Origin of the sequence: Corynebacterium tuberculostearicum, assembly GCF_016894265.1 — a bacterium.
GTDB lineage: Bacteria > Actinomycetota > Actinomycetes > Mycobacteriales > Mycobacteriaceae > Corynebacterium > Corynebacterium tuberculostearicum_D.
Genome location: NZ_CP069791.1, coordinates 1,267,594 through 1,291,517 on the forward strand (window position 1 = coordinate 1,267,594; position 23,924 = coordinate 1,291,517).

The 23,924-nt window shown below is 60.5% G+C and carries 23 protein-coding genes; 21 read left to right on the plus strand and 2 right to left on the minus strand.

Features of this window, described 5'->3' with window-relative positions; genetic code table 11:
• Positions 1-4: 4 nt before the first annotated feature.
• Positions 5-559, minus strand: a complete 555-nt coding sequence (locus I6J28_RS06135) for a GNAT family N-acetyltransferase (RefSeq protein WP_204608336.1) — start codon at positions 557-559, stop codon at positions 5-7.
• A 227-nt stretch (positions 560-786) separates the two neighbouring features.
• On the opposite strand from I6J28_RS06135, the gene I6J28_RS06140 reads away from it, so the two are divergent.
• From I6J28_RS06140 to I6J28_RS06240, 21 genes are all read left to right on the plus strand, one after another.
• Positions 787-1,218, plus strand: a complete 432-nt coding sequence (locus I6J28_RS06140) for an SAV_6107 family HEPN domain-containing protein (protein ID WP_204608338.1) — start codon at positions 787-789, stop codon at positions 1,216-1,218.
• Positions 1,219-1,327: 109 nt separating this feature from the next.
• The gene (locus I6J28_RS06145; RefSeq protein WP_204608340.1) at positions 1,328-1,726 is read left to right on the plus strand and encodes a DUF3040 domain-containing protein; all 399 of its coding nucleotides are present in this window, start codon (positions 1,328-1,330) and stop codon (positions 1,724-1,726) included.
• A gap of 449 nt (positions 1,727-2,175) precedes the next feature.
• Positions 2,176-2,610: a division/cell wall cluster transcriptional repressor MraZ gene (gene mraZ / locus I6J28_RS06150; protein WP_005324499.1), complete on the plus strand. Its 435-nt coding sequence runs from the start codon at positions 2,176-2,178 to the stop codon at positions 2,608-2,610.
• 158 nt (positions 2,611-2,768) lie between these two features.
• Positions 2,769-3,809 (plus strand): 16S rRNA (cytosine(1402)-N(4))-methyltransferase RsmH, encoded by a 1,041-nt coding sequence (rsmH, locus tag I6J28_RS06155; RefSeq protein WP_204608342.1) that lies wholly within the window; start codon positions 2,769-2,771, stop codon positions 3,807-3,809.
• A complete protein-coding gene (locus I6J28_RS06160; protein WP_204608344.1) occupies positions 3,806-4,603 on the plus strand; it encodes a hypothetical protein in 798 nt (265 codons plus the stop codon). The genes rsmH and I6J28_RS06160 overlap by 4 nt, the downstream gene beginning before the upstream one ends.
• A gap of 195 nt (positions 4,604-4,798) precedes the next feature.
• A complete protein-coding gene (locus tag I6J28_RS06165) occupies positions 4,799-6,670 on the plus strand; it encodes a peptidoglycan D,D-transpeptidase FtsI family protein (RefSeq protein WP_430516392.1) in 1,872 nt (623 codons plus the stop codon).
• A gap of 9 nt (positions 6,671-6,679) precedes the next feature.
• Positions 6,680-8,215 (plus strand): UDP-N-acetylmuramoyl-L-alanyl-D-glutamate--2,6-diaminopimelate ligase, encoded by a 1,536-nt coding sequence (locus tag I6J28_RS06170; protein ID WP_204608346.1) that lies wholly within the window; start codon positions 6,680-6,682, stop codon positions 8,213-8,215.
• Positions 8,216-8,217: 2 nt separating this feature from the next.
• Positions 8,218-9,747, plus strand: coding sequence for a UDP-N-acetylmuramoyl-tripeptide--D-alanyl-D-alanine ligase (locus I6J28_RS06175; RefSeq protein ID WP_204608348.1), 1,530 nt, complete (start codon positions 8,218-8,220; stop codon positions 9,745-9,747).
• 30 nt (positions 9,748-9,777) lie between these two features.
• The gene (gene mraY, locus I6J28_RS06180; protein WP_204608350.1) at positions 9,778-10,884 is read left to right on the plus strand and encodes a phospho-N-acetylmuramoyl-pentapeptide-transferase; all 1,107 of its coding nucleotides are present in this window, start codon (positions 9,778-9,780) and stop codon (positions 10,882-10,884) included.
• 42 nt (positions 10,885-10,926) lie between these two features.
• Complete coding sequence (gene murD, locus I6J28_RS06185; protein ID WP_204608352.1) at positions 10,927-12,318, plus strand: UDP-N-acetylmuramoyl-L-alanine--D-glutamate ligase; 1,392 nt, start codon at positions 10,927-10,929, stop codon at positions 12,316-12,318.
• A 29-nt stretch (positions 12,319-12,347) separates the two neighbouring features.
• Positions 12,348-13,748, plus strand: coding sequence for an FtsW/RodA/SpoVE family cell cycle protein (locus I6J28_RS06190; protein ID WP_204608355.1), 1,401 nt, complete (start codon positions 12,348-12,350; stop codon positions 13,746-13,748).
• A gap of 23 nt (positions 13,749-13,771) precedes the next feature.
• Positions 13,772-14,872, plus strand: a complete 1,101-nt coding sequence (murG, locus tag I6J28_RS06195) for an undecaprenyldiphospho-muramoylpentapeptide beta-N-acetylglucosaminyltransferase (RefSeq protein WP_204608357.1) — start codon at positions 13,772-13,774, stop codon at positions 14,870-14,872.
• The gene (gene murC, locus I6J28_RS06200) at positions 14,873-16,336 is read left to right on the plus strand and encodes a UDP-N-acetylmuramate--L-alanine ligase (RefSeq protein WP_204608359.1); all 1,464 of its coding nucleotides are present in this window, start codon (positions 14,873-14,875) and stop codon (positions 16,334-16,336) included. It begins immediately after the preceding gene.
• Positions 16,336-17,007, plus strand: coding sequence for a cell division protein FtsQ/DivIB (locus I6J28_RS06205; protein WP_204608361.1), 672 nt, complete (start codon positions 16,336-16,338; stop codon positions 17,005-17,007). The genes murC and I6J28_RS06205 overlap by 1 nt, the downstream gene beginning before the upstream one ends.
• 312 nt (positions 17,008-17,319) lie before the next feature.
• Complete coding sequence (ftsZ, locus tag I6J28_RS06210) at positions 17,320-18,639, plus strand: cell division protein FtsZ (protein WP_204608363.1); 1,320 nt, start codon at positions 17,320-17,322, stop codon at positions 18,637-18,639.
• Positions 18,640-18,663: 24 nt separating this feature from the next.
• Positions 18,664-19,395 (plus strand): peptidoglycan editing factor PgeF, encoded by a 732-nt coding sequence (pgeF, locus tag I6J28_RS06215; protein WP_204608365.1) that lies wholly within the window; start codon positions 18,664-18,666, stop codon positions 19,393-19,395.
• Positions 19,395-20,093 (plus strand): YggS family pyridoxal phosphate-dependent enzyme, encoded by a 699-nt coding sequence (locus I6J28_RS06220; protein ID WP_204608367.1) that lies wholly within the window; start codon positions 19,395-19,397, stop codon positions 20,091-20,093. The genes pgeF and I6J28_RS06220 overlap by 1 nt, the downstream gene beginning before the upstream one ends.
• A gap of 104 nt (positions 20,094-20,197) precedes the next feature.
• The gene (locus I6J28_RS06225; protein ID WP_005328906.1) at positions 20,198-20,650 is read left to right on the plus strand and encodes a cell division protein SepF; all 453 of its coding nucleotides are present in this window, start codon (positions 20,198-20,200) and stop codon (positions 20,648-20,650) included.
• 75 nt (positions 20,651-20,725) lie between these two features.
• Positions 20,726-21,019 (plus strand): YggT family protein, encoded by a 294-nt coding sequence (locus I6J28_RS06230; RefSeq protein ID WP_150850916.1) that lies wholly within the window; start codon positions 20,726-20,728, stop codon positions 21,017-21,019.
• A gap of 203 nt (positions 21,020-21,222) precedes the next feature.
• Positions 21,223-22,398: a DivIVA domain-containing protein gene (locus I6J28_RS06235; protein WP_204608369.1), complete on the plus strand. Its 1,176-nt coding sequence runs from the start codon at positions 21,223-21,225 to the stop codon at positions 22,396-22,398.
• Positions 22,399-22,497: 99 nt separating this feature from the next.
• Entirely contained in the window at positions 22,498-22,719 is a 222-nt protein-coding gene (locus I6J28_RS06240) for a zinc-binding dehydrogenase (protein WP_200435444.1), read from the plus strand.
• A gap of 75 nt (positions 22,720-22,794) precedes the next feature.
• Here the strand turns inward: I6J28_RS06240 and I6J28_RS06245 are convergent, their stop codons facing one another.
• Positions 22,795-23,796, minus strand: a complete 1,002-nt coding sequence (locus I6J28_RS06245) for an HNH endonuclease signature motif containing protein (RefSeq protein WP_204608371.1) — start codon at positions 23,794-23,796, stop codon at positions 22,795-22,797.
• Positions 23,797-23,924 lie beyond the last annotated feature (128 nt).

The window sequence follows — 23,924 nt, forward strand, 5'->3', positions numbered from 1 at the left end:
AGGTTTACAGCGGCAGGCTTGCGCCCAATATGGCAAAGGGGCGAGCATCGGCGGGGTAGAGATGATCACGGAGGACATCGAAGAAGCCGACGGCTCTATAAAGACGGAAGGCACCGTTATCCTCGTTCGGCACCTCGGGTGTGGACAACAGCGCATAGCGCGCCGGGGCATTCCATAGCAATCCTTCCAAAAGCTTTCTGCCTAGGCCGTGTCCTTGGTGCTGCGGCAAGACGTGGATCTCTGCCAACTCAAAGTAGTTGCGCAGAATGTCCCACTGCTCTTCGGTGGGGCCGCCCTGTAGTCGGAGCCCTCGGCGAAGCTCAGCGTCCCACCAGCTGTCTGGGGAGCCTAAGAACCCGTAGGCCACGCCGACGATGCCATTGTCATGGGTGACAATCTGCGCGCTGAATCCGGGGCGGGTCACCTCATTTCGCCAGCTTGGGATGCGGCTATGCAAGATCGCGGGATTGTAGTGCATTGCCTCGATGTAGATTTCCACCAACTGCGGGGCTAGCAGGGAGAATTCCGGCGGGGTTAGGCGGCGAATTTCAAAGCTCACACTTCCTATGACACCAGATGTCTGTAGCGGAGGGAAAGCGAGGCTCACTCCGTTCTTCGAAAGCCGCAATAGGGAATCGAACAAGCGGACTACAGTTAACTTGTGGCCTGCAATTAACGTTGATTAAATCGAACACGTGAACTATTATCAAGGGTGGAATGTCTGGCGGCTTGCTTAGGGTCGGGGGCAGTTCAACGACGTTATTTATTTAGTTAAGGGCAAAGACAATGGCACAGATTATTTCGGCAACGCGCACCCGTTCTCTTGGGCGAGAAGGCGGCAAGCGGGCACGGTTCCTCTTTCAAGCACGAGAATTATTAGACGCGGCGCGCGGTTATGCGGCTGAGGGGCGATTCGATCAAGCCTTAGAGGTGGCGTACCAATCGGCTCTACGTACTGCTGGCGCACGAGTAGCTGCATCTGTAGTGGCTCGGCGTCGCCGCCTTCCCTCCAGTGCATGGGATCGTTTAGCGCTCGTCGGTGTGGAAGACAAGCGGTGGGCTGAATCCTTTAAGGGATATTCGCGGACTCGTGCGCGCGTGTCTTCGGGATTGGATGAAGCGCCGAGCGAGGAATATGTTTATGGCCTCATGCAGCATGCCGCACAATTTTTGGATGAAAGTGAGGCAGGGACTACTTTCGGCTCTTTTGCTGCGTAGTCACTTCGTGGGGGCGCTCACTACCTTTTGGGGAACATACTGATTATTCTGGGCGTTAATATAGATAGAACTATTACCGCCCGAAGCTCAATCCCTAGTTGGAGGAACAGTGTCTCTTTCCGAGCAGGAGCAGCGCACGCTCCGTGAAATTGAGGAATCGTTACTTGCTGACGATCCTAAGTTTGGCGCTTCCGTTTCTGAGCCTGCGTCGTTCGGCGGATCTGGCGGTGCGGTAACCCTCCGAGGTGTAGCGCTCGTTGTCGTTGGCCTTTGCATGCTTGTCGGCGGTGTTGCTCTCGCGCAGCAAAGCCTGTGGTTTATCGTGCTTTCTATCGCGGGCTTTTTGGTGATGTTTGCTGCTGGCGTGTGGATGTTGCGCGGAGACGGATCTGGGCATTCTGCTCAGGGTTATTATTCCGGCGCTCGTGCAAAGAAGTCCGCGTCCCGCAGTGGTGGAGTCAGTGGCAAGTTGGAGGAAAACTTCCGTCGCCGCTTTGAGGAGCGTTAGCGCTTTTTAGTTTAGTTTGCCCCGGTTGGCCCAGTATGGGTCAACCGGGGATTTTTGTGCCGCGCCAAAATTCCCCACTTTGCCCCACGGATGAGGCGCTGGGTGGGCATTGGTGGGGTGGTTGCCCCATGGACTTAGCTAAAAGTCCTCGATAACACAGCATATGGGGTCGGTGTGCGGGGTGGGGCTCATTATGTTGGTGTTGCAGGTGGGGTGAAAGAGGTGGTTGCGGCAGGCTGTCAAGGCCTTTCGTGGGATTTCTTCCCACTGGAAAAACTGCTATCTAGCTGCAGGTAATCGAGAGTAATCCGGGGGACACGCCGCTTTAAGTGGGTTAGGTGGGGGAAAGTGGGGTAGAGTGGGGCGCAGCGGAGGAAAGAGGGGCTCAAGGGCCTCGATTCTGAAGTAAGAGAATCCGGAGTTTTCGAGTAAGGAAGGTGGACGCCGGGATGTTTCTCGGAACCTATACTCCGAAGCTCGATGACAAGGGACGTCTTACGCTTCCGGCAAAGTTTCGCGATGAACTCGCGGGTGGCCTCATGGTCACCAAGGGGCAGGACCACTCGCTGGCCGTGTACCCGCGGGAGGAATTTGCGGCACGTGCACGGAAGGCTGCGGCGGTTTCTCGAACCAACCCAGAAGCACGAGCTTTCATTCGTAACTTGGCAGCAAGTGCGGACGAACAGCGGCCGGATGGGCATGGGCGCATTACGTTGTCTGCGGGGCATCGGGAATATGCCAACTTGTCTAAGGAGTGCGTTGTGGTTGGCTCTGTGGACTTTCTCGAAATTTGGGACGCAGCCGCGTGGGCTGAGTACCAGTCGCAAACTGAAGATGCTTATTCGGCAGCAGATGCCGATGACGTGCTGGCGGGCTTGCTCTAAGCCTGCACAAGAGTGCGTGTAAGGACTCTGTCCGAGGCGGATGATTCTGGTGTACTTCCCCGATATCAGAAACCTGCCTCGGACAGGGCCCTATACGCACTCGCATGCTTTCCACCACTGGAAGTCAGGGAATTTGAGAAAGGGGGTTGCGGGGAGACATGGCTACCAAAGACCTAAATTATGATGTGGCCGAAAACCACGGCCACGTGCCGGTCATGCGCGAGCGCATGGCTGATCTCCTGCGCCCCCAGGTAGAAGCGGCGGGGGATAAGGCAGTGCTTGTCGACGCCACCTTGGGCGCCGGTGGCCACACTCGCTACTTCCTGGAATCTTTCCCCGAGGCTCGAGTCATAGGCGTTGACCGCGATAAGCAGGCGCTGCGCAATGCATCCGAACGTCTTGCGCCCTACGGCGATCGCTTCGTCGGCGTTAATGCACGATTCGATGAGCTAGGCAGCGCCATCGCGGAAGGGGAGGGCGATATCTTTGATTCGGCTCGCTCTGTAGGCATTGCCGGCGCCCTTTTTGACCTTGGTGTTTCCTCAATGCAGCTAGACCAGGCAGACCGCGGATTCGCTTATAAAGCGGATGCGCCGCTGGATATGCGCATGGATCCTTCGCAGGGGATTACTGCGGCGGATGTACTCAATACCTATTCGCACGGTGACTTAGCGCGGGTCCTCAAGACCTATGGCGATGAGCGCTTCGCTGGAAAAATTGCCTCCGCCGTGTTGAAAGAGCGCGACAAGGAGCCTTTCGTCAACTCCGCGCGGCTCGTTGAGCTACTTTATGATGTCATTCCCGCTGCGACCCGCCGTACCGGAGGACACCCCGCCAAGCGCACCTTCCAGGCGCTGCGGGTTGAGGTCAATCGCGAGTTGGAAGCTATTGAAAATGTCCTGCCGGTTATAACCCAAGCACTTTCGGAAGGCGGCCGTGCCGTATTCATGAGCTACCAATCTTTGGAAGACCGCATCGTTAAAGCAGCCTTCAAAGAACTGACCACTTCCAAGACGCCGGCTGGGTTGCCGATGGAACTGCCAGGCACCGCGCCAAAGTTCAAGATCGTTACGCGCGGGGCGGAAAAGGCCTCTGAAGAGGAAATCGTGGAAAATTCGCGAGCCGCGTCGGTGCGTGTTCGTGCCATCGAAAGACTCGAGGGAATGCCAGAATTTCTACCGCCGGGAGGCAGGCAATGAGCACCATCCCACGCCGCAACCACCTAAAGACTGACAGCCGCGACAGAGAGGCCACTCGCACCATGGGCGCCAGCCGAGACTTCACCACCGGAATCGATACCGGAGCCCCGACGGCGCTGCGCGAGCGTCCCAGCACTAAGCGTGCTCCGAGCCGCACTCGCGTGCCGCACCGCAGCACCAAGCGCCTGGGTTCGAAGCAGGTAGTGAGCTTCCGCGGCCGTCAGCTGCAGCCGCAGACGAAGAAGAACGGGCTCCTAACCCGGTTGGGCGTCATTTCCCTCACCCTGCTTATCGTCGGTGTGGCCTTGGCCATGTGGCTGTCTGGTCTGTCCACCAAGCAAACCTTTGCCATCCAGCAGCTGACCGTGCAGGATTCCCAACTGGATAACCAGATTGAGACCCTCAACCGCGATGCGGAGAATCTCAGCTCTTCTGCTGATATTGCGCGCCGCGCGGACGAGATGGGAATGGCTATTCCTAAGCAGCCGGGCATTGCGGAAGTTGGCGGCGATGGAAAGATCGTCGACAAGCGCGAAGGCACCCCGGATACCGAGAAGCTCATTGATGTCAACGGTGAACCAATCCGCCCGGGCCAGGCTTCCAGCGACCCAAAGGATACGGAGGGGATGTCGGATTCCCTCAATGCCGTGCCACAGGGACAGCAGCGCACCAGCAATGGTGGCGATGCCGGCGACCGCAACTCGGACCGCGAGACCGGCGATGCCAGTGCCGCCCAAGACAATGCGCGACCTAACCTTCCGGCCCGTGCGCCGTATGCCAGCCGCGCCGAGTAGCTAGGGAAGAATAGTCGGTGAAAAAGATGATGCTCGCGCGTGGTGGCGCGGGCATTCTCACTTTTGTAGGGCACAATCAATACACGCAAGAAATTGTGGCGGAAATAGGGAAGGTGACACTGGACTGTGACTACGCCAAGTAAGGCTAGGCGCCGCCCGCGCCGCTCGACCAGCTCCGCGGTGCCGCAAAAGAAGATGATGCGCAAACGCCTGCGCATCATTGTGTCCGTGGTGCTTGTGGCGATGGTCGTCCTCGCTGGGCGCTTGGCGTGGGTGCAGCTTGTGTGGGGCCCGGACCTTTCCGCCAAGGCCGTCACCCAGCGCGAGCGCATTTATATCGAGCCGGCCCGTAGGGGAGAAATCCTGGACCGCGATGGCCAGCGCTTGGCCTACACGATGAAGTCTCGTTCCTTGACCGTCTCGCCGACCCGCTTGCGCGATGAGCTAAAAGACAAGGCCGAGATCGAGGCCCAAAAAGATGGCTCGACCGAGGGCATGGATGATGAGAAGCTGGATAGCTTCCTCACCAAGAAGATGGAGGAGACCCTCAAGGACATGTCTGAGGGAATCCCGAAGCTGATTGAAGATTCCGGCGCCTCGACCTCCAAGGTGGATAAGGACGACATCCTCAATAAGCTCAAGGCCGATACCCAGTATGAGGTACTGGTGCGCAACGTCGATCCGGATGTTGCCGTAGAGATCGCCAATAAGTACCACGGAGTGGCAGCGGACCGCCAAGACATCCGCCAGTACCCCAACGGCGCCATTGGCGAAAACGTTGTGGGCAAGGTGTCGATGGACGGCCATGGACAGTTCGGTTTCGAGGCCGCGCGCGATACGGAACTTACTGGCATTGACGGCCAGTCCACCGAGGACGTATCCGCAGATGGCCAGGTGATCCCAGGCACTCTGCGTGACGTCGTGGATACCGTTGATGGTCGCGACGTCACCCTCACTCTGGATTTGGACCTGCAAACCTACGTTCAGCAAAAGCTGGAAAAGGCCAAGGCCAACTCTAAGGCTTCCGGTGCGGAAGCAGTGGTCCTCGATGCTGCCACCGGCCAGGTCCTTGCCATGGCCAATACCGATACCGTGGATCCCAATAAGAATGTTGAGGATCAGCTTGATGAGGGTAAGGACTTTGAAAACCGCAGCGTCTCCCACCCTTATGAGCCGGGTTCTGTAGCCAAGGTGGTTACCGCGGCTGCTGCACTGCAGGAGGGCGTGACCACCCCGGATGAGGTGCACCAGGTCCCCGGTTCCATCGATATGGCGGGCGTGACGGTCAACGATGCCTGGGAACACGGCACCGAGCCGTATACCACCACCGGCATCTTTGGTAAGTCCTCCAACGTCGGCACCTTGATGATCGCCGATAAGTTGGGCCAAGAAAAGTACGCCGAGTACCTCAAGAAGTTTGGGTTGGGCAATACCACCGGTATTGAGCTGCCGAACGAATCGGCCGGCAGCGTCCCAGATTTGGAGCAATGGTCCGGCGGCACCTTCGCTAACCTGCCTATTGGTCAGGGCCAGTCGTGGACCACCTTGCAGATGGCCAGCGTGTACCAAGCATTGGCCAATGGTGGCGAGCGTATCGAGCCGCGCATCATTGACTCGGTCAAGGGGCCGGACGGCAAGGACGAAAAGCTAGAGGAACCGGAAAAGAACCAGGTGGTAAGCCCAGAGACCGCCAAGACTACGGTGGATATGTTCCGTGCCGTCTTCCAAGACGATGATGCAGGCCTGCAAAACGGTACGGCCGGCAATGCGCAGCTTAAGGGCTATCAGCTTTCCGGCAAGACCGGTACAGCCCAGAAGGTGGACCCAAATACTGGGGCATATTCGAATTCCGCCTATTGGATCACCTTTGCTGGCATTGCGCCGGCCGATGATCCGCGCTTCGTTGTTGCCGTCATGTTGGATGAACCCAAGTCCGGCGTGGAGGACAATGGAGGCGGCGGCCAGTCGGCGGCACCTATCTTCCGCGATATCGCCTCGTGGCTACTTAATCGTGACAATATTCCGACTTCGAAACCAGCACCGCGGCTGACCCTGCGGGCACAATAGGAGCTTAGTATGACCGTTTCTTTGGATACTCTCGCCCAGCTTTCTGGTGGGCGCGTCATTGGTGATGCCTCCGTGGAGGTCTCCGCGTGCGGGCTGGATTCTTCCCGTTTGCCGGAAGGCGCGCTCTTTGCCGCCCTGCCGGGCACGCGCGTACACGGCGCGCAGTTCGCTCGCGATACCAAGGCTGGAGCTGTGCTTACCGACGCCGCCGGGCTCGACCTGCTTACCGAGGCCCAAGAGACCCGCCCCATTGTGGTGGTGGAGGATATTCGAGCCGTGCTCGGTCCAATCTCCGCTGAGATATATGGCCACCCGACCCGTGACCTGACGGTCATCGGTGTTACCGGCACCTCCGGCAAGACCACCACCAGCTACCTGCTGGAGGCCGGCCTGCTTCACGCCGGGCACTCCGTGGGCCTTATCGGAACCACCGGTACCCGTATTAACCGCACGCCGGTTCCCACCTCGCTCACCACGCCTGAGGCGCCGACCCTACAAGAGCTTTTCGCGCGCATGAAGAACGAGGGCGTTACCCACGTGGTGATGGAAGTGTCCTCGCACGCGCTGGAGCTAGGACGCGTGCGCGGAACTCGGTTTGCGGTAGGCGGGTTTACGAACCTGAGCCAGGACCACCTTGATTTTCACCCCACGATGGAGGACTACTTCCAGGCAAAAGCGAAGCTCTTCGCCGGGGAGCAGGCGGCCGAACGAGCCGTCCTCTGCATCGATGATGAGTGGGGCGAGCGCATGCGCGACGTCGCCAAGAGCGCAGGCCACCCAGTTGCTACGGTTGCCACCCAGGGCGCTGCGGCCACGATTAGCGCGCGCCAAACCGCCACTGAGGCCACCGGTGCCCAAGAGGTAGCCCTGAATTATGACGGTGCCGATTTCACCTTCCGGCTGCCGCTGCCTGGCGAGTTCAATATCGCCAATGCTTGCTTGGCGCTCGGCATGGCCACCGCGGTAGGAGAGGACCCAGCGGAGTTCCTATCGGGAGTGGAGAAGGTCGCAGTCCCCGGCCGCATGGAGCGCATCGACCGCGGCCAAGACTTTGTAGCCGTAGTGGACTATGCGCATAAGCCGGCGGCCATCGCAGCGGTGCTCGACACCTTGCGCGGCCAGCTGGAGGGAACCACGGGCCGCGTCGGCATCGTCGTCGGCGCCGGCGGAGACCGTGATAGCTCTAAGCGCCCCATCATGGGCGTAGCCGCAGCCAGCCGCGCTGACCTTACCGTGGTTACCGATGACAACCCGCGCTCCGAGGACCCCGCCACCATTCGCGCGGCGGTGATGGCGGGCGCGCGTGACGCCGCCCCCCAGGGCGATATCCGCGAGGTAGGCTCACGCGCCCGTGCCATCGATGAGGTAGTCGATTGGGCCGAGCCGGGCGATGCTGTCATCGTCGTGGGCAAGGGCCATGAGGTGGGACAGCTAGTGAACGGAAAGACGTTGCACTTTGATGACCGCGAGGAAATGGCCCGCGCTATCGAGGAAAAGCTGGCCGGAACCCCGCACCGCGATACCCTTGGGGATGCGAAGGAGTAGACATGATTCCACTTTCTATTGCCGATATTGCCGAAATTACCGGGGGCAGCCTCGATTGCGTGTCTGACCCAGACCAGCGCGTTACCGGGTTCATCGAATTCGATTCCCGCAAGGTAACCAAGGGCGGGCTCTTCCTTGCCTTGCCCGGCGCCCGTGTGGATGGCCACGACTATGCCGAAAAGGCCATCGAGCAGGGCGCAGTGGCGGTGTTGGCGGCGCGGCCGGTGGGGGTTCCGGCGGTCGTCGTCAAGCCCCAAGGCCGCGTTACCGGCGATGCCGCCAACGCCGATATCTATGCCCATGACGAGGACGGCTCGGCCGCCGCGGTGGTGCAGGCGCTTTCCGATATCGCGCGGGAGGTCACCCGCCGCCTGACCGGCGAGCAAGGCCTAGACATCGTGGGCGTAACCGGCTCGGCCGGAAAGACCTCCACCAAGGACCTACTGGCCACGATTTTCCGCGCTGAGGGCGACACCGTGGCTCCTCCCGGCTCCTTTAATAACGAGGTCGGCCTGCCGTATACCGCTTTGCGCTGCGATGAGCACACCCGCTTCCTGGTTGCCGAAATGTCTGCCCGCGGCATCGGCCATATCCGCCACCTGACCACCATCACCGCGCCCACGGTCGGCGTGGTACTCAATGTTGGTACCGCTCACTTGGGTGAGTTTGGCTCACGCGAGAATATTGCCCAGGCCAAGGGCGAACTCGTTGAAGCCTTGCCCTCGGCCGCTGAGGGCGGCGTCGCCGTGCTCAATGCCGATGATCCTTTCGTCGCCGGCATGGCGCCGCGCACCTCAGCCAAGGTCGTCTACTACTCGGCCAATAAGCCGCCGGCTTCCGACGCCCAGTACTACGCCAGCGATATCCAGCTCGATGACGTCGCCCGCCCCTCGTTTGTGCTGCATGCGCCGGGAACGGATCCGCTTCCGGTGAAGCTGCAGGTCTTTGGCAAGCACCAGGTCTCTAACGCTTTGGCAGCGGCCGCGGCTGCCATCGAATCGGGCATGGACCCGCAGGTAGTAGCCAACGCGCTATCCGGGCACCAGAATGCCTCGGAACACCGCATGGACGTGCGTACCCGCCGCGATGGAGTAACCACCATCGATGATTCCTATAACGCCAACCCCGATTCCATGCACGCGGCCATTGCCGCGCTGGCCTATACCTCTGCCGCCCGACCGGACGCCCGCGCCATCGCCGTGCTCGGTGAGATGGGCGAGCTCGGCGGAGAAGCAGTGGCCGCCCACCGCGCATTGGGAGAGGTGCTTTCCAAGTACCACGTTGACCACCTCGTGGCCGTGGGAGACAACGATAATATGAGGGCCATGGTCGAGGCCGCACAGGCGCGGGGTATAAATACTACTATCAGCCCGGATGTTGACGCCGCTGCGGCGGCGGTCGAAGACATCATTAGGGTAGCGCCTGCCGGCATCGAAGATTGGACCGGGCGCGAGGCCAAAGATGTAGTCCTCATCAAGTCGTCGAATGCCCAGCGCCTGTGGCGCGTGGCAGAACAGCTCAATCGCCGTTAGTCCTCAGTACAAGGAGAAAGACCTCTAGCAATGACTCAGATCATTATCGCGGGCATCCTCAGCTTCCTCGTCGCGATCTTTACCACTCCCATGTTGGTCCGCTACTTTTCCGGGGTAGGCAAGGGGCAAGAAATTCGCGAGGACGGGCCGCAACTGCACTTGCGCAAGCGCGGCACGCCCACCATGGGCGGTCTCGCGATTTTGCTGGCTATCACCGTGGCCTACCTCGTAGTGGGAATTTATGCCCGCGCGACTGGCAACGGTGGTTTTAGCCCCTCTGGTCTCTTGGTTTATTTCCTCACGATGGGCCTTGGCGGGTTGGGCTTTGCCGATGACTTCATCAAGCTATTTAAAAAGCGCAACCTTGGCCTGAACAAGACCGCCAAGCTGGTAGGGCAGCTGGCTGTGGCGCTCATCTTCGGCATTTTGGCGCTGCAGTTCCCAGACGAGCACGGATTGACGCCAGCGTCTACCAACCTTTCTTTCGTTCGCGATTTTGAAACCTTCGACATCGCCGTGGGCGGTGCCGTCATTGGCACCATCGTTTTCCTAGTCTTTCTTTACCTACTCATTGCTGCGTGGTCGAACGCCGTGAACCTCACCGACGGACTCGACGGCTTGGCCGCAGGCACCACCGCGATGGTGATGGGTGCCTATGCACTGATTTCCTTCTGGCAGTTCCGCAACTCTTGCGCCGTGTCGCCAGCGGCAGGGTGCTATGAAGTTCGCGATCCGCTCGACTTGGCCGTGCTGGCTGCAGCTGGCCTGGGTGGTTGCTTGGGCTTTTTGTGGTGGAATGCCGCACCGGCAAAGATCTTCATGGGCGATACCGGTTCGCTTGCGCTCGGTGGCCTCGTCGCCGGCCTTTCGGTGACCACTCGCACCGAGCTGCTCATGATCATCATCGGCGCCATCTTCGTGATTGAGACGGTCTCCGTAGTTATCCAGATCATCGTCTTCCGCAGTACCGGTAAGCGCTTCTTCCGCATGGCGCCTATCCACCACCACTTTGAAAATGGTGGCTGGGCTGAGACCGCCGTCGTCACCCGCTTCTGGCTGCTCAGCGCCATGGCCGCTATTGCCGGAGTATGCATCTTCTACGGCGACTGGCTGTCTGCCGTCGGCTTTGCTTCCTAAAACTCATGCCTTTTTAGCTTTATCGAGGAAAGAGGAATAGAGATGACCGAGTTGCCATCCTCGTTGCGCGGGCGAGTGCTCGTAGCCGGGGCGGGAGTATCGGGGCGCGGTTGCGTCGCTATGCTGGCAAGCCTCGGGGTGGATACCACCGTGGCAGATTCCAACCAGACCGCGCTGGCGGAATTGGCGGAGGAATTCGGTGTAGCAACCGTCTCCGTCGATTCTGCCGCCCAGGGCGAGTTTGACCTTGTGGTTACTTCGCCGGGCTGGCGTCCCGATTCGCCTTTGTTGGTTGCTTTCCAGGACGCTGGGGTAGAGGTCATCGGTGACGTGGAGCTGGCCTACCGCCTGGATCGTGCGGGCGTCTTCGGGGCGCCGCGCACCTGGCTGGTAGTTACCGGGACTAACGGCAAAACCACCACTACCGGTATGTTGGCCCAGATTATGCAGGCTGATGCCAAGCGCACCGGCAAGCGCGCACTGGCGGTGGGCAATATCGGCGTTTCGCTTTTCGACGCCCTCACGGCCATCCCTCGCGTCGACATTCTCTGCGCCGAGCTATCTTCTTTCCAGTTGCATTGGTCCAGCCACTTGCGCCCGGATGTGGGCGTGTTGCTGAACCTGGCAGATGATCACCTAGATTGGCACGGATCGTTCGATGCCTATGCCCGCGCGAAGGCCAAGGTGCTCTCCGGTGACGTCGCTGTGGTAGGCAAGGATGACGCCGAGGCGGTCCGCTACGCCGCGGATACCGCAGACCTCTTCGGCTTTACTGCCGCTGAACCCACACAGGGAGAGGTGGGCGTAAGCGCCGGCCGCCTTGTCTCGCGGCTTAACGAGCAGCGCGAGGATCTCGCGTCCGCAGAGGGCATTGAGCCCGCCGGCCTGGCAGGAGTCCTCGACGCTGCGGCCGCAGCCAGCGTCGCGCGTCTGGCAGGCGCCACCCCGGAGTCCATTGCGCAGGGGCTGTCCGCATATACCGTCGCCGGGCACCGCGGCGCTGTGGTCCATGAGCATTCCGGCATCACGTTCATCGATAATTCCAAGGCCACCAACCCGCACGCGGCGGATGCGGCGCTCAAGGGGCTCAATTCCGTGATCTGGATTGCCGGCGGGCAGTTGAAGGGCGCGGAGGTAGACGGGCTCGTCGCCAAGCACGCCGCCCACATCAAGGCCGCGGTAGTCCTGGGCGTGGATAGGGAAGAAGTTGCCTGGGCTCTCGCCGCGCACGCGCCGCATGCCCCAGTGGACGTCATCGAGACGCAGGAGCCTTTTGCAGCCATGAACGCTGCGGTGGAGGCTGCACTGCAACACGCCGACGCCGGGGATACCGTTCTTTTGGCGCCGGCTGCGGCATCGTTGGATATGTATACCGGCATGGCTCAACGCGGTGATGTATTTGCCGCGGCCGCGCGGGAGCTTACCCGCAACTAGAGCTATAGATTTAAGGATCAGGAGAACACATGACGGCCACCTCCCAGCAGCGCCCGCGCTCCAAGAGTTTTGGCGACCGCGTTCGCGAGCTGCGCGAGCGCGCCCGCCAGGAAGCCGGCCTTGATTACCAGCTGCTGCGCTTTATCATCTTCTTCCTCGTGGGCATCGGCGTGCTCATGGTCTTTTCTTCCTCCATGGCTACCTCCCTGACGGAAGACGGCGGCGTATGGAACCAGGCATTGCGCCAGTGCGTGATGGTGTTCTTGGGCCTCGTTGCCTTTTGGTTCGGCCTCAAAATTTCGCCGCATACCCTGCGCAAATGCGTGCCGTGGATTGTGGGCCTGTCCATCATTTTGCTCATCGCGGTGCTGATCCCCGGCGTGGGTACCGGCCGCGAGGAGGTAGGTTCCCAGTCCTGGATTTACTTGGGACCGTTCTCCCTGCAGCCCTCGGAGCTTGCCCGCGTCGCCGTAGGCATGTTTGGTGCGACCGTATTGGCGGATAAGGAGCACAAATCCATGAAGGTGACGGATCCCTTCATGATGTACTCCCTCATTGCCGGCGTTATGTTCTTGCTCATCGTCCTTCAGGGCGACTTCGGTATGGCTTTGTCCTTGGCCCTCGTGGTGGTCTTCACCCTGATTTTCGCGGGTGTCGACTGGCGCGTTCCGGCGACCATCGGCGTCGCAGCCGTGTGCGGTTTGCTGTTTATCTTCCTTTCTGGCGGCTTCCGGTCCAACCGCTTCCACACCTATTTCGATGCCCTCGTAGGCAATATCTCCGATACTCAAGGTACGGGTTTCCAGTCCTATCAGGGCTTTCTCTCGCTTGCCGACGGCGGCTTCTGGGGCGTTGGCATTGGCCAATCCCGTGCCAAGTGGTTCTACCTGCCCGAGGCGAAAAATGACTTTATTTTCGCCATCGTGGGTGAGGAACTCGGCTGGTGGGGCGGTGCGCTCGTCATCGTGCTATTCGCCGCACTGGGCTATGTGGGCTTGCGCACCGCGATGCGCGCACAGAACCAGTTCCAGTCCCTGCTGGCCGCAACGTTGACCATCGGTGTGGTCACCCAGGCCTTTGTGAATATTGGCTACGTCATTGGCCTGCTGCCGGTGACCGGTATTCAGCTGCCCATGATTTCTGCCGGCGGTACCGCGGCGATCATCACGATTGGCTCGATGGGCATCCTGTGCAACGTGGCGCGTCACGAACCGATGCAAATTTCCGCCATGCAGAATTTCGGCCGCCCGCTGTTCGACCGCCTTTTGTTCATCGGCGAGCCGCAGCCAGTGCCGAAGCCGAAGAAGAAGCAGCAGGGCCGTCACGCCCGCCCGCAGGAGCCGCGCTCCCGCGTGCGCGAGGAGCGCTTTGGTCGCCCCGTAACCGGAAGCGGCCGCCGCTATCCGCGCGCCGAGCGCCGCTATCGCTAGGCGGCGCTGGTAGCCTTTAGGCTATGAATTCCACGCCTATTTCCGTCGTCATCGCAGGTGGCGGCACCGCCGGACATATTGAACCCGCCCTCGCCGTGGGCGAAGCTTTGCGCGAGCGCCACGGCGCACGCATCACCGCTCTCGGTACCGAAAAGGGCCTCGAGCGCGATATCATTCCCGCCCGCGGCGTGGACCTTAGCCTGATTACCCCCGTGCCAATCCCGCGCAAGGTCAACGCGCAGCTCTTCAAGCTACCGTTCAACCTCTCCCGCGCGGTGGGGGAGGCCAAGCAGGTACTCAAGGATGTCGAAGCGGATGTCGTCTTTGGCACCGGCGGCTACGTGGCCGGGCCGGCCTATATCGCTGCGCGATCCCTCGGCATCCCGTTCTATGTTCTCGAGACCAATGCTTTGGCTGGAATGGCCAATAAGCTCGGCGTGAAGATGGGCGGCATTGGACTCAACGCCCACCCGGATTCTGGCATGCCGGGCGAGGTCGTTGGCATTCCCGTTCGGCCGAGCCTGGCAGACGACCCGAATGGCAACCTGGCCGCAGACGCGCGCACCAAGTGGAACCTGGCCGAGCTTCCCACCATTCTCATCACCGGCGGGTCCCAAGGCGCAGCCAGCATCAACCGCGCCGTTGCCGGAGCGGTAGAGGACTTGGCACAGGACTTCCAGCTTCTGCACGCCTATGGCAAGAAGAATGACCCGCCCGCAGAACACCCGAACTACGCCGCACTGCCGTATATCGAGGACATGGGCTCCGCCCTTGCGGTAGCTGACCTCGTCGTGTGCCGCTCCGGCGCGATGACCGTTGCCGAAGTATCCGCCGCAGGCCTGCCGGCCATCTACGTTCCGCTGCCGCACGGCAATGGCGAACAGGCGCTCAATTCCCGCGAAGTGGTCGAGGCAGGCGCCGCCATCCAGATTCCGGACGCGGAGCTGACCCCAGAGCGACTCATCTCCGAGGTGCGTGGCATTCTCGATGACCCGCAACGCCTCGAGTCGATGACACACGCCGCCGCCCATGCTAGCGCCGGAGACGTCGCAAATACCATCGCAGACCGCATCGCCGCCCGCGTATCCGAGGCCGAAAACGCAGCTGGAAGGAAGGATAAGTAAATGACCGATCCCGCACATTACGATCTGCGCCGCGTCCACCTCATCGGCATTGGTGGTTCCGGAATGTCGGGGCTCGCGCGAATCCTCGCCGCTCGCGGCGGAGTGGTCACTGGTTCCGATGTCAAAGACTCCACCCCGGTGGAGGTGCTGCGGACCATGGGCGCCAAGGTCGCCATCGGCCATGCCGCGGAAAATCTGCGACTGTCAGGTGAGCTGCCTACCGTCGTAGTAACCTCGTTTGCCGCCATCCCCCAAGACAACCCGGAGCTAGTAGCCGCAAAGGATAACGATATCCCGGTAATTCGCCGCTCCGATCTGCTCGCCGCCTTGATGGAAGGCCACCAGCAGGTGTTGCTGGCTGGCACCCATGGCAAAACCTCCACCACGTCGATGACCGTAAGCGCGATGCAACACGCGGGTCTTGATCCTTCCTTCGCCATCGGCGGCCAGCTCAACCGCGCGGGTACCAATGCTCACGGTGGCACCGGGGAAGCGTTCGTCGCCGAGGCTGATGAATCCGATGCCTCCCTGCTGCGCTATAGCCCTGACATCGCGGTGCTCACGACTATCGAGCCCGACCACCTCGACTTCTTCCACAGCGAGGAAGCCTATTTCCAAGTCTTCGATGACTTTGCTGACTTGGTTACCCCGGAGACCGGCTACCTTGTTGTGTGTGCTGAAGACGAGCATGCTGCCCGGGCTGGCGAGCGGGCGCTGGAGCGCGGCATCAACGTCGTGGCCTACGGCTCGCCGGAGAAGTCTTTTACCTCTACCGTGCCACTGGCGGCCGAGTTGGTCCGCGAAGAGACCACCGCGGAAGGCATGGACACCACCGTCAAAGTCAACCTTCCTGGCGTTTCTGAAACCGTGCGCTACGAGCTGCAGATCCCAGGCCACCACATGGTGCTCAATTCCATGGGCGCCTTGATCGCTGGCGTGCTCTCCGGCGGCACCCCGGCTGACATCGCCGAGGGATTGGCTGATTTTGGCGGTGTGCGCCGGCGCTTTGAGTACCGGGGGAGCGTCGACAAGCAGGGCAAACCCGTGCGGGTCTTTGATGATTATGCGCACCATCCCACCGAGGTTGCGGCAGTGCTGCGGGCCGCCCGCGCCAAGGTCGAGGCGGAAGGCCACGGCGGGCGCGTTATCGCGTGTTTCCAGCCGCACCTGTACTCGCGCACCATGGAATTCGACGCCGAGTTTGCCCAGGCACTCTCGCTTGCCGACGCCGCCGTGGTACTCGACATCTACGGCGCTCGCGAACAGCCCGTGGAGGGAATTACCTCCCGCATCATTACCGATAAGATGCCCGCTGATATGCAGGTCATCTTCGAGCCGGATTTTTCCGCCGCCGCCCGCGACGTTGTGTCGGTGGTGGAGCCAGGAGATGTGGTGCTGACCATCGGAGCTGGCTCGGTAACCATGGTGGCGGCGGAAATCCTCGATGAATTGCGGGCAAGCTAGTGCGCGTATCCGCAAAGCTCATCGCTGGGGTCATCGCCGCAATTGTCGCCGTGGCGCTCATAGCGGCCGCCGTGATGTGGACAGTTCCGGTCCTGAAGGTACGCAATTTTCAGGTGGAGGGCGTCCATCAGCTCGATTCCACACAGGTGGAGGAAGCCTCTGGGGTTCCCAAGGGCGAAAATTTGCTACGCGTTAATGCGCGCGAGGCAGCTTCCGGTGTTGCTGGATTGGACTGGGTCGATTCGGTGACAGTCTCTCGCGATTTCCCTTCGACCTTGACCATCAACGTGTCCGAGCACAAGGCTGTGGCGTTTGTAAAGCGCGATAATAAGCCCTTCCTGATCGACGACAAAGGCGAGGAGTTTACCTCCGCTGAGCCTCCCGCGGGCGCGGTTGAGGTGACGGGCTCCGTCGATAGTGGCTCGCCGCAAATCCAGGATGCCGTGCGAGCGATTGCAGCGCTTTCCGACGACGTCCGCAAACAAGTAGCAAAGCTGGAAGTGGCGGGCGAATATTCGCTGACTTTCACCACCAAAGATGACCGGCGCATCTTCTGGGGTGCCAGCGATTCTAACGATGAGGACAAGGCGCATGCTTTTGCCACAGTGTTGAAGATGGAAGGCCGCGAGTGGAATATTTCCAACCCTGAGTTAGTCACCACCCGCGGATAGGGCGACGGGTGCCCCCGCAGGTGCCTTTATCGCTCTTGTGGGCCCGTGCAGCACCGCTTAGGCGTGTGCGCTGCACGGGCTCTTTTTAGTGCCTGAACCGTGGGGCGGATGATGCGGGTGTGACTTGTAAAACCGCAGGTGAGCAACCCTAAAGTGGAACTTGAGGGTCTCGACACGCGGAAAATGTGCGTGAAAATTACACCGCTGTCGTTAAAGATGGAAAGGAACGCGATTCGCCTTCGGCGGAGCGCATTACATTCCTCGTTTAATGCACGTGCAGACTTAAAGTAGCGAAAGGTGAGACCTACTCACATGATCTCTTCCAATAACAATCTCGCGGATATCAAGGTCGTCGGCGTCGGCGGCGGCGGCGTCAACGCCGTCAACCGCATGATCGAAGAAGGCCTCAAGGGTGTTCAGTTCGTCGCCATCAACACCGACTCCCAGGCCCTCATTTTCTCCGATGCAGACACCAAGCTCGACATTGGCCGTGAGGCCACCCGTGGCCTCGGCGCCGGCGCTAACCCTGAGGTAGGAAAGACCTCCGCAGAAGACCACAAGTCCGAAATTGAAGACGCCCTCGAGGGCTCCGACATGGTCTTCGTGACTGCCGGCGAGGGTGGCGGCACCGGCACCGGTGCTGCTCCGGTCGTGGCGTCTATCGCGAAGAAAATGGGTGCGCTGACCGTCGGTGTTGTCACCCGCCCGTTCAAGTTCGAAGGCGCTCGCCGTACCCGCCAGGCCATGGCCGGCATTGAGGAGCTGCGCGAGGTCTGCGATACCCTCATCGTCATTCCGAACGATCGCCTGATGCAGCTCGGTGGGGAAGAGCTCTCCATCGTTGAGGCTTTCCGTGCTGCCGATGAGGTGCTGCACAATGGTGTGCAGGGTATTACCAACCTGATCACCATCCCGGGCATGATCAACGTCGACTTTGCGGACGTCCGCTCCGTTATGTCTGACGCTGGCTCCGCGCTGATGGGCATCGGTTCCGCCCGCGGTGATAACCGCGCCATGACCGCTGCTGAGCAAGCCATTAACTCCCCGCTGTTGGAATCCACGATGGAAGGCGCCAAGGGCGTGCTGCTGTCCATCGCCGGCGGCTCCGATCTCGGCCTGCACGAAGTAAACGCCGCCGCCTCCATGGTGGAAGAGCGCGCTGACGAAGACGTCAACCTCATCTTCGGTACCATCATCGATGACACCCTGGGCGATGAAATCCGCATCACTATCATTGCCACCGGTTTCGATGCCGAGGCCAATATGACCCAGGCCGCTGCGCAGCAGCAGCCGCAGCAGGAACAGCGCAAGCCGGGCTCCCTTTTTGACAATCGCCAGCGCGAAGCCGCAGAACCCGTCACCCCGGCACCGGCGCAGCCCGCTGCCGCTCAGCCGGTACAGGATGACTACTCTCCGCGCCACTCCTACGAGCCGCGCGCCGGCCAGGAGCGAGAGCGCTACGCCCCGCAGCGCCCCGCCGAGGAGCGTCGCCCAGAATCTAGCGGTCTGTTCACCAACTCTGACCGTTTCTCCCGCGAGGAGCGCCGCGATGACTACCGTTTGTCCCGCCCGTCGCAGCGTCGTGACGATGACGGCGACGACGATCTGGACGTGCCTTCCTTCATGCGCTAAGCGCAAAGCGCTACGCTGGTGTGCATGCCAGTAAACGAGGAACATCGCACCACACGCCCCGTCCGCATGGTTTTTACTAGCCGTGCTGGCGGGGCGTCTGCTATTCCATACGACTCCTTCAACTTGGGGCACCACGTCGGCGATGACCCCGACGCGGTTGCCGCTAACCGCGAGCGCCTGAAGCGCGTGACCGGTCTGGACGACATCGTGTGGATGGAACAGCTTCACACCAATACCGTCACCGTCGTCGATGGTCCACAGGACGAGCCCGTGCCAGCCACAGACGCAATTGTCACCACCCAGCGCCGCTTGGGCTTGGGCGTCCTTGTTGCGGATTGCACGCCGGTGCTGCTTGTCGACGTCACCGCTGGCGTCATCGCCGCCGCCCACGCTGGCCGCCTTGGCGCCCGCAACGGCCTTGTGGTCAATACCGTGCGCGAAATGCAGAAGCTTGGCGCACAGCCCGAGCGCATTCAGGTGGTCATGGGGCCGGCCGCTTCCGGAAAGAACTACGAAGTGCCTGAGGAAATGGCCAATGACGTCGAGAGTCGCTTGCCCGGTTCCAAGACTCGGACGTCGAAGGGCACGTGGGGCATCGATGTGCGCGCAGGGCTGATTCGCCAGCTCATGGGGCTAGGCATCACCGCGATTGAATCCGACCCGCGCTGCACCATCGAAGACGAAGACTTCTTTTCCTATCGCCGCGAAGGCACCACCGGCCGCCAGGCTGGATTAATTTGGTTGGAGGCTAAGTAATGTCAGACCGAAAGGCACAGCTAGAACAAAACCTATCGGCCACCCTTGCCGAGATTGAACGGCTAGCAGCGCAGTCAGGGCGAAAACCACCGCAGCTGTTGCCGGTAACGAAGTTTCACCCAGCTGCCGATATTGCCCTGCTGGCAGAGCTAGGAATTACCGACGTCGCCGAAAACCGGGAGCAAGAAGCCCGCGCCAAGGCCGCTGAGCTGCCGCAGCTGCGTTTCCACATGATTGGCCAAATTCAGACCAAAAAAGCCAACCATGTGGCTCGTTGGGCCGCCAGCGTCCATTCGCTTGATTCCCTCAAGCTCGCCCACGCGCTGGAGCGGGGAGTTTCCTTAGCCAAGGAACGAGGCGAGCGCGAAAGCAATTTGCCGGTATTTATCCAAGTCTCCGCCGACGGCGATGGCGCTCGAGGTGGGGTAACTCCGGACGCGCTCGATGAGGTCGTGCGTGCCGTGGAAAAAGCGCAGCACCTAGAACTTGCCGGACTCATGGTGGTTCCGCCACTTGATGCCGATGCTGGCGAGGTATTCCGAAACGTCCGCGGAGAGGTAGATCGCTTATCCTCTGAGCTGAATCGACCGTTGAAATTCTCTGCTGGCATGAGCGCGGACGTGGCCGAGGCAATTGCTGCGGGCAGTGATATCGTGCGTGTCGGAACCAGTATCATGGGGCCGCGGCCAGTAGGTTAAAAATATCGCAAAAGCGCATTTCACGGCGTAAATCACATGAGTCACACTAGACACATTTTACGCGTTTAGACTTGTACAAATTTAGGTCAGAGGGAGACCCAAAAATGTCATTCATTGATAAGACGAAGGATTTCTTCGGGCTGGGCCCGGTGGACATCGAAGAGGACGATGCCTACTACAACGAGGAGCCGCGTTACTCCGAAAATAGCTCCTCGGCCTACGCGCCTCGCCGCGCCCCGCAGTCCTATGAGCCGGCCCCAGCGCAGGAGGAATTCGTTCCGACCATCGTGGCCATCTCGCTGACGTCTTTCAATGATGCCGCCAAGGTAGGCGAGCCCTTCCGCGACGGCGATGCCGTTGTCTTCGAGTTGACTGACGCCGAAAAGGCCACCGCCAAGCGCTTCATCGACTTCGCTGCCGGCCTCTGCTTCGGCCTGGAGGGGCGTATGCTCAACCTCACCAAGGGCATGGACACTGAGCGCAAGGTCTTTTCCATCGTGCCGAAGTCTGCGGACATTGCAAAGCACGAGCTCGAGCGTGCCGCAGGCCTGCGCTAAGCGGCGCGGTTCATTTAGCCCCCGTGGAGTGCCGATTGGGCACCCGCGGGGGTTTATTCGATAGGCTCGGTCATTGTGACACAACTCGGAATTATTCTTATCCTGCTCGTGCGGATCTATACGTGGGTGCTCATCGCCCGCATCATTATTGAGATGATCCAGTCCTTCTCGCGGCAGTTCAACCCTCCACGCTGGTTCATGGTTGTAGCGGAGCCTCTGTTTGTAATTACGGATCCGCCGGTCAAGGCGTTGCGCCGCCTGATCCCGCCTCTGCAAATGGGTGGCGTAGCGCTTGATGTATCGGTGCTTGTGCTGTTCGTCTTGCTCTCGATACTCACAATGATCTTGCGGATAATTTTCCTGACTTAGCACCCCCGTCGCCTCGAAACCTGTGGTAAACGTTGAGACTCGGCGGGGCGTCGATTATTGTGGGCGTTTGGTTACGATAAATCGCGATAACCCGTATTATGAACCACATGTACCTTTGTGGGGAAGGTTTAGCTAGACCTGAACCGCACTCCTAAGGCCCTGGAAGCTCCGGGGTTGTACCAACCTGAAGGGGAAGAGAAGACATGCCACTGTCACCAGCTGATGTTCACAACGTCGCGTTCAGCAAGCCGCCAATTGGCAAGCGCGGCTACAACGAAGACGAGGTGGATCAGTTCCTCGACCTCGTAGAGGACGCCCTTGCCCAGCTGCAGGATGAGAACGAAGACCTGCAGGCGCAGGTTAGCGATCTGAACTCCCAGGCCAAGGCGGGTGCTGGCGCCGGTGCTGCTGGTGCCGCAACTGCGGCTTCCACCCGCACCGATGAGGCTGCGCTGCGCAAGGAGATTGAGGCTAAGCTGCGCGCCGAGTACGAAACCAAGCTGGCGGACTCCAAGTCCGAGGTTTCCCGTGCCAAGGAAGAGACCAAGAAGGCACAGGAGCAGGTTAAGGCTGCCCAGGCTGAGGCTTCTAAGGCACAGGCATCTGGCTCTGCCGCTGCTTCCTCTTCCGCAGACCTGAAGGCAGCCCGCGATGAGGCGGCTCAGGCCAAGAAGGACGCCGAGGCAGCTCGCGCCGAGGCAGCCCAGGCAAAGAAGGACCTCGAGGCTTCTAAGAAGGAAAACGACGAGCTGAAGAAGTCGGCTTCCGCAGCTGGTTCCTCCAAGGCTGGTGCAGCGGCTGCGGGTATCGCAGGCGCTGGTGCGGCTCAGACCGCCGATGGCCTGGCCACCCCAGAAACCCACATGCAGGCTGCCCGCGTTCTGGGACTGGCACAGGAGATGGCAGACCGCCTGACCTCCGAGGCTCGTGCGGAGTCCGAGTCCATGCTGTCCGAGGCACGCACCGCCGCCGAGAAGCAGCTGACCGACGCCGATTCCCGCTCCAAGGCACAGCTTGCTGACGCCCAGAAGAAGTACGACGCCCAGCTGCAGGACGCAGATTCCCGCTCCAAGAAGCTGGTATCTGACGCTGAGGCTAAGGCAAAGCAGACCGAGTCTGATGCTTCCTCTCGCGCAGAGGCACAAATCCGCCAGGCAGAGGAGAAGGCTGCTTCCCTGCAGGCCGATGCCGAGCGCAAGCACACCGAGGTTATGAACACCGTCAAGCAGCAGCAGACCGCACTGGAGGCTCGTATCTCCGAGCTGCGCACCTTCGAGCGCGAGTACCGCACCCGCCTGAAGACCCTGCTGGAGTCTCAGCTGGAAGAGCTGGCTACCCGCGGCACCGCCGCACCGAACGGCGAGGCTGGCAACAACTAAGCCACCCCGTTCTTCCTAGCGCCCCCGCCACCGCGGCGGGGGCGCTATTGTTGTTTTAGACCGTCGTGCTATAGCCCGCCCCTACCGAAAGGAACCACTGTGCTCGTAGCCGCTTTAGTTCTCGCCCTCGTGGCATTCGTGGCCTTGGTCAACTTCGTTATCTCGGGAGCCGACTGGTCGTTGTATATCGTTTTTGCCGCCGCCGGCATCGGACTCGTGTGCTTCATCCTGGACTGGGCGCATAAGCATCGCGCTGATAAAGCCCAAGCAACTGAATCCCCCGAGCAGGAGGCGCTGCGCGCAGCCTTCCGCGAGGACTAACGCCGCGAGACCCCAAGCTTTCGGTTGCAGGCATGCCAATAAGGCGCACGAGGCGCCTTATTCCGCGGTCGGGCTCTAGCAATCGGGCGGTTGCCACCGAATCTGCCCGTTCGTCCGGGCAAGTCGCCCGCGCAGCGGCGGGGCGTTGGGATCGTCATCGTTGGCGCCATTGTGGTACGCGCAGGCTGTGGATAAGTTCGCGATATTGGTCAATCCACCGTGCAACCACGGCTCCAGATGGTGAATTTGGCATTCGTCGGCAGGCTTAGCGCAGCGCGGCCATGGGCATACCGGATTTTCCGCACCCGCCATCAACCGCTGCTTAGCAATGGCGAAGCGCTCCGTGCGGTACAGGTTCACCGCGCCTTCATAGGGGCTCACCAGAGTAATGAGTCCATGCTCCTTTAACGTGCGGCGCACATACTGCGCACCCGTAAGCGTTGCTCCGTTGGTCATCTGCAAGGTGATTTCCTCACCATCGCCGTTGACGATGCGCACGTAGTCTTCCAGGCGCACGATGACATTGGTTACCACCGTGCTTCGTTGCCCCGTATCACTGCCGAAGAAGGTATCTTCCACCACATCCAGCGGCTTTTTATCCTGGTTTTCCACGGCCGCGTGGAGGTCAGCAATGAACGAGGATGAGCCGTCGATCGCTAGCGTCCACGGCGCATCCTTGCGGCGGATGATGCGTATACCAGGCTTTATCTTGCGCTTTTTCTTCGGAACCTTGGATTGCGCCAGCTTTTCTAGTGCCGCTGCTGTGGCCTTGGTGGTACATAGCTGTTCGCGGAGGACCCAGGCGTCGAAAAGCGTGGGCATCTTGCGCGCATACTTTTCAATGATGGATAAAGCAACGATGGAATGCCCATTGTGCTGAGCTCCTTCGATGGCACGACGACGCTTCCTTGTGAACTTGGTCGTGCCGCAGTACGCCTCTTTTAGCAATGCCAGCTCGCGGGCCGTCTTTTCAGCGGCGCCTCGCGCGCAGAGGTCGTCCTCAGACATGCCTGCGCACCCGAGGACGATGTCCATCCCGGGTGCCATGGCTGCGAGGTAAGTATCTAGCGCGTTCACGATTCACAATTTATTTCCCAGCGCAAGCCCCCACAAGGGAAAATTTTTGGCCTGTGGATAACTTCTTGTGCACGAAGATTCTGTGGCGCTATACTGTGGCCTACACGCAGTGATCCGGCCATCACCGG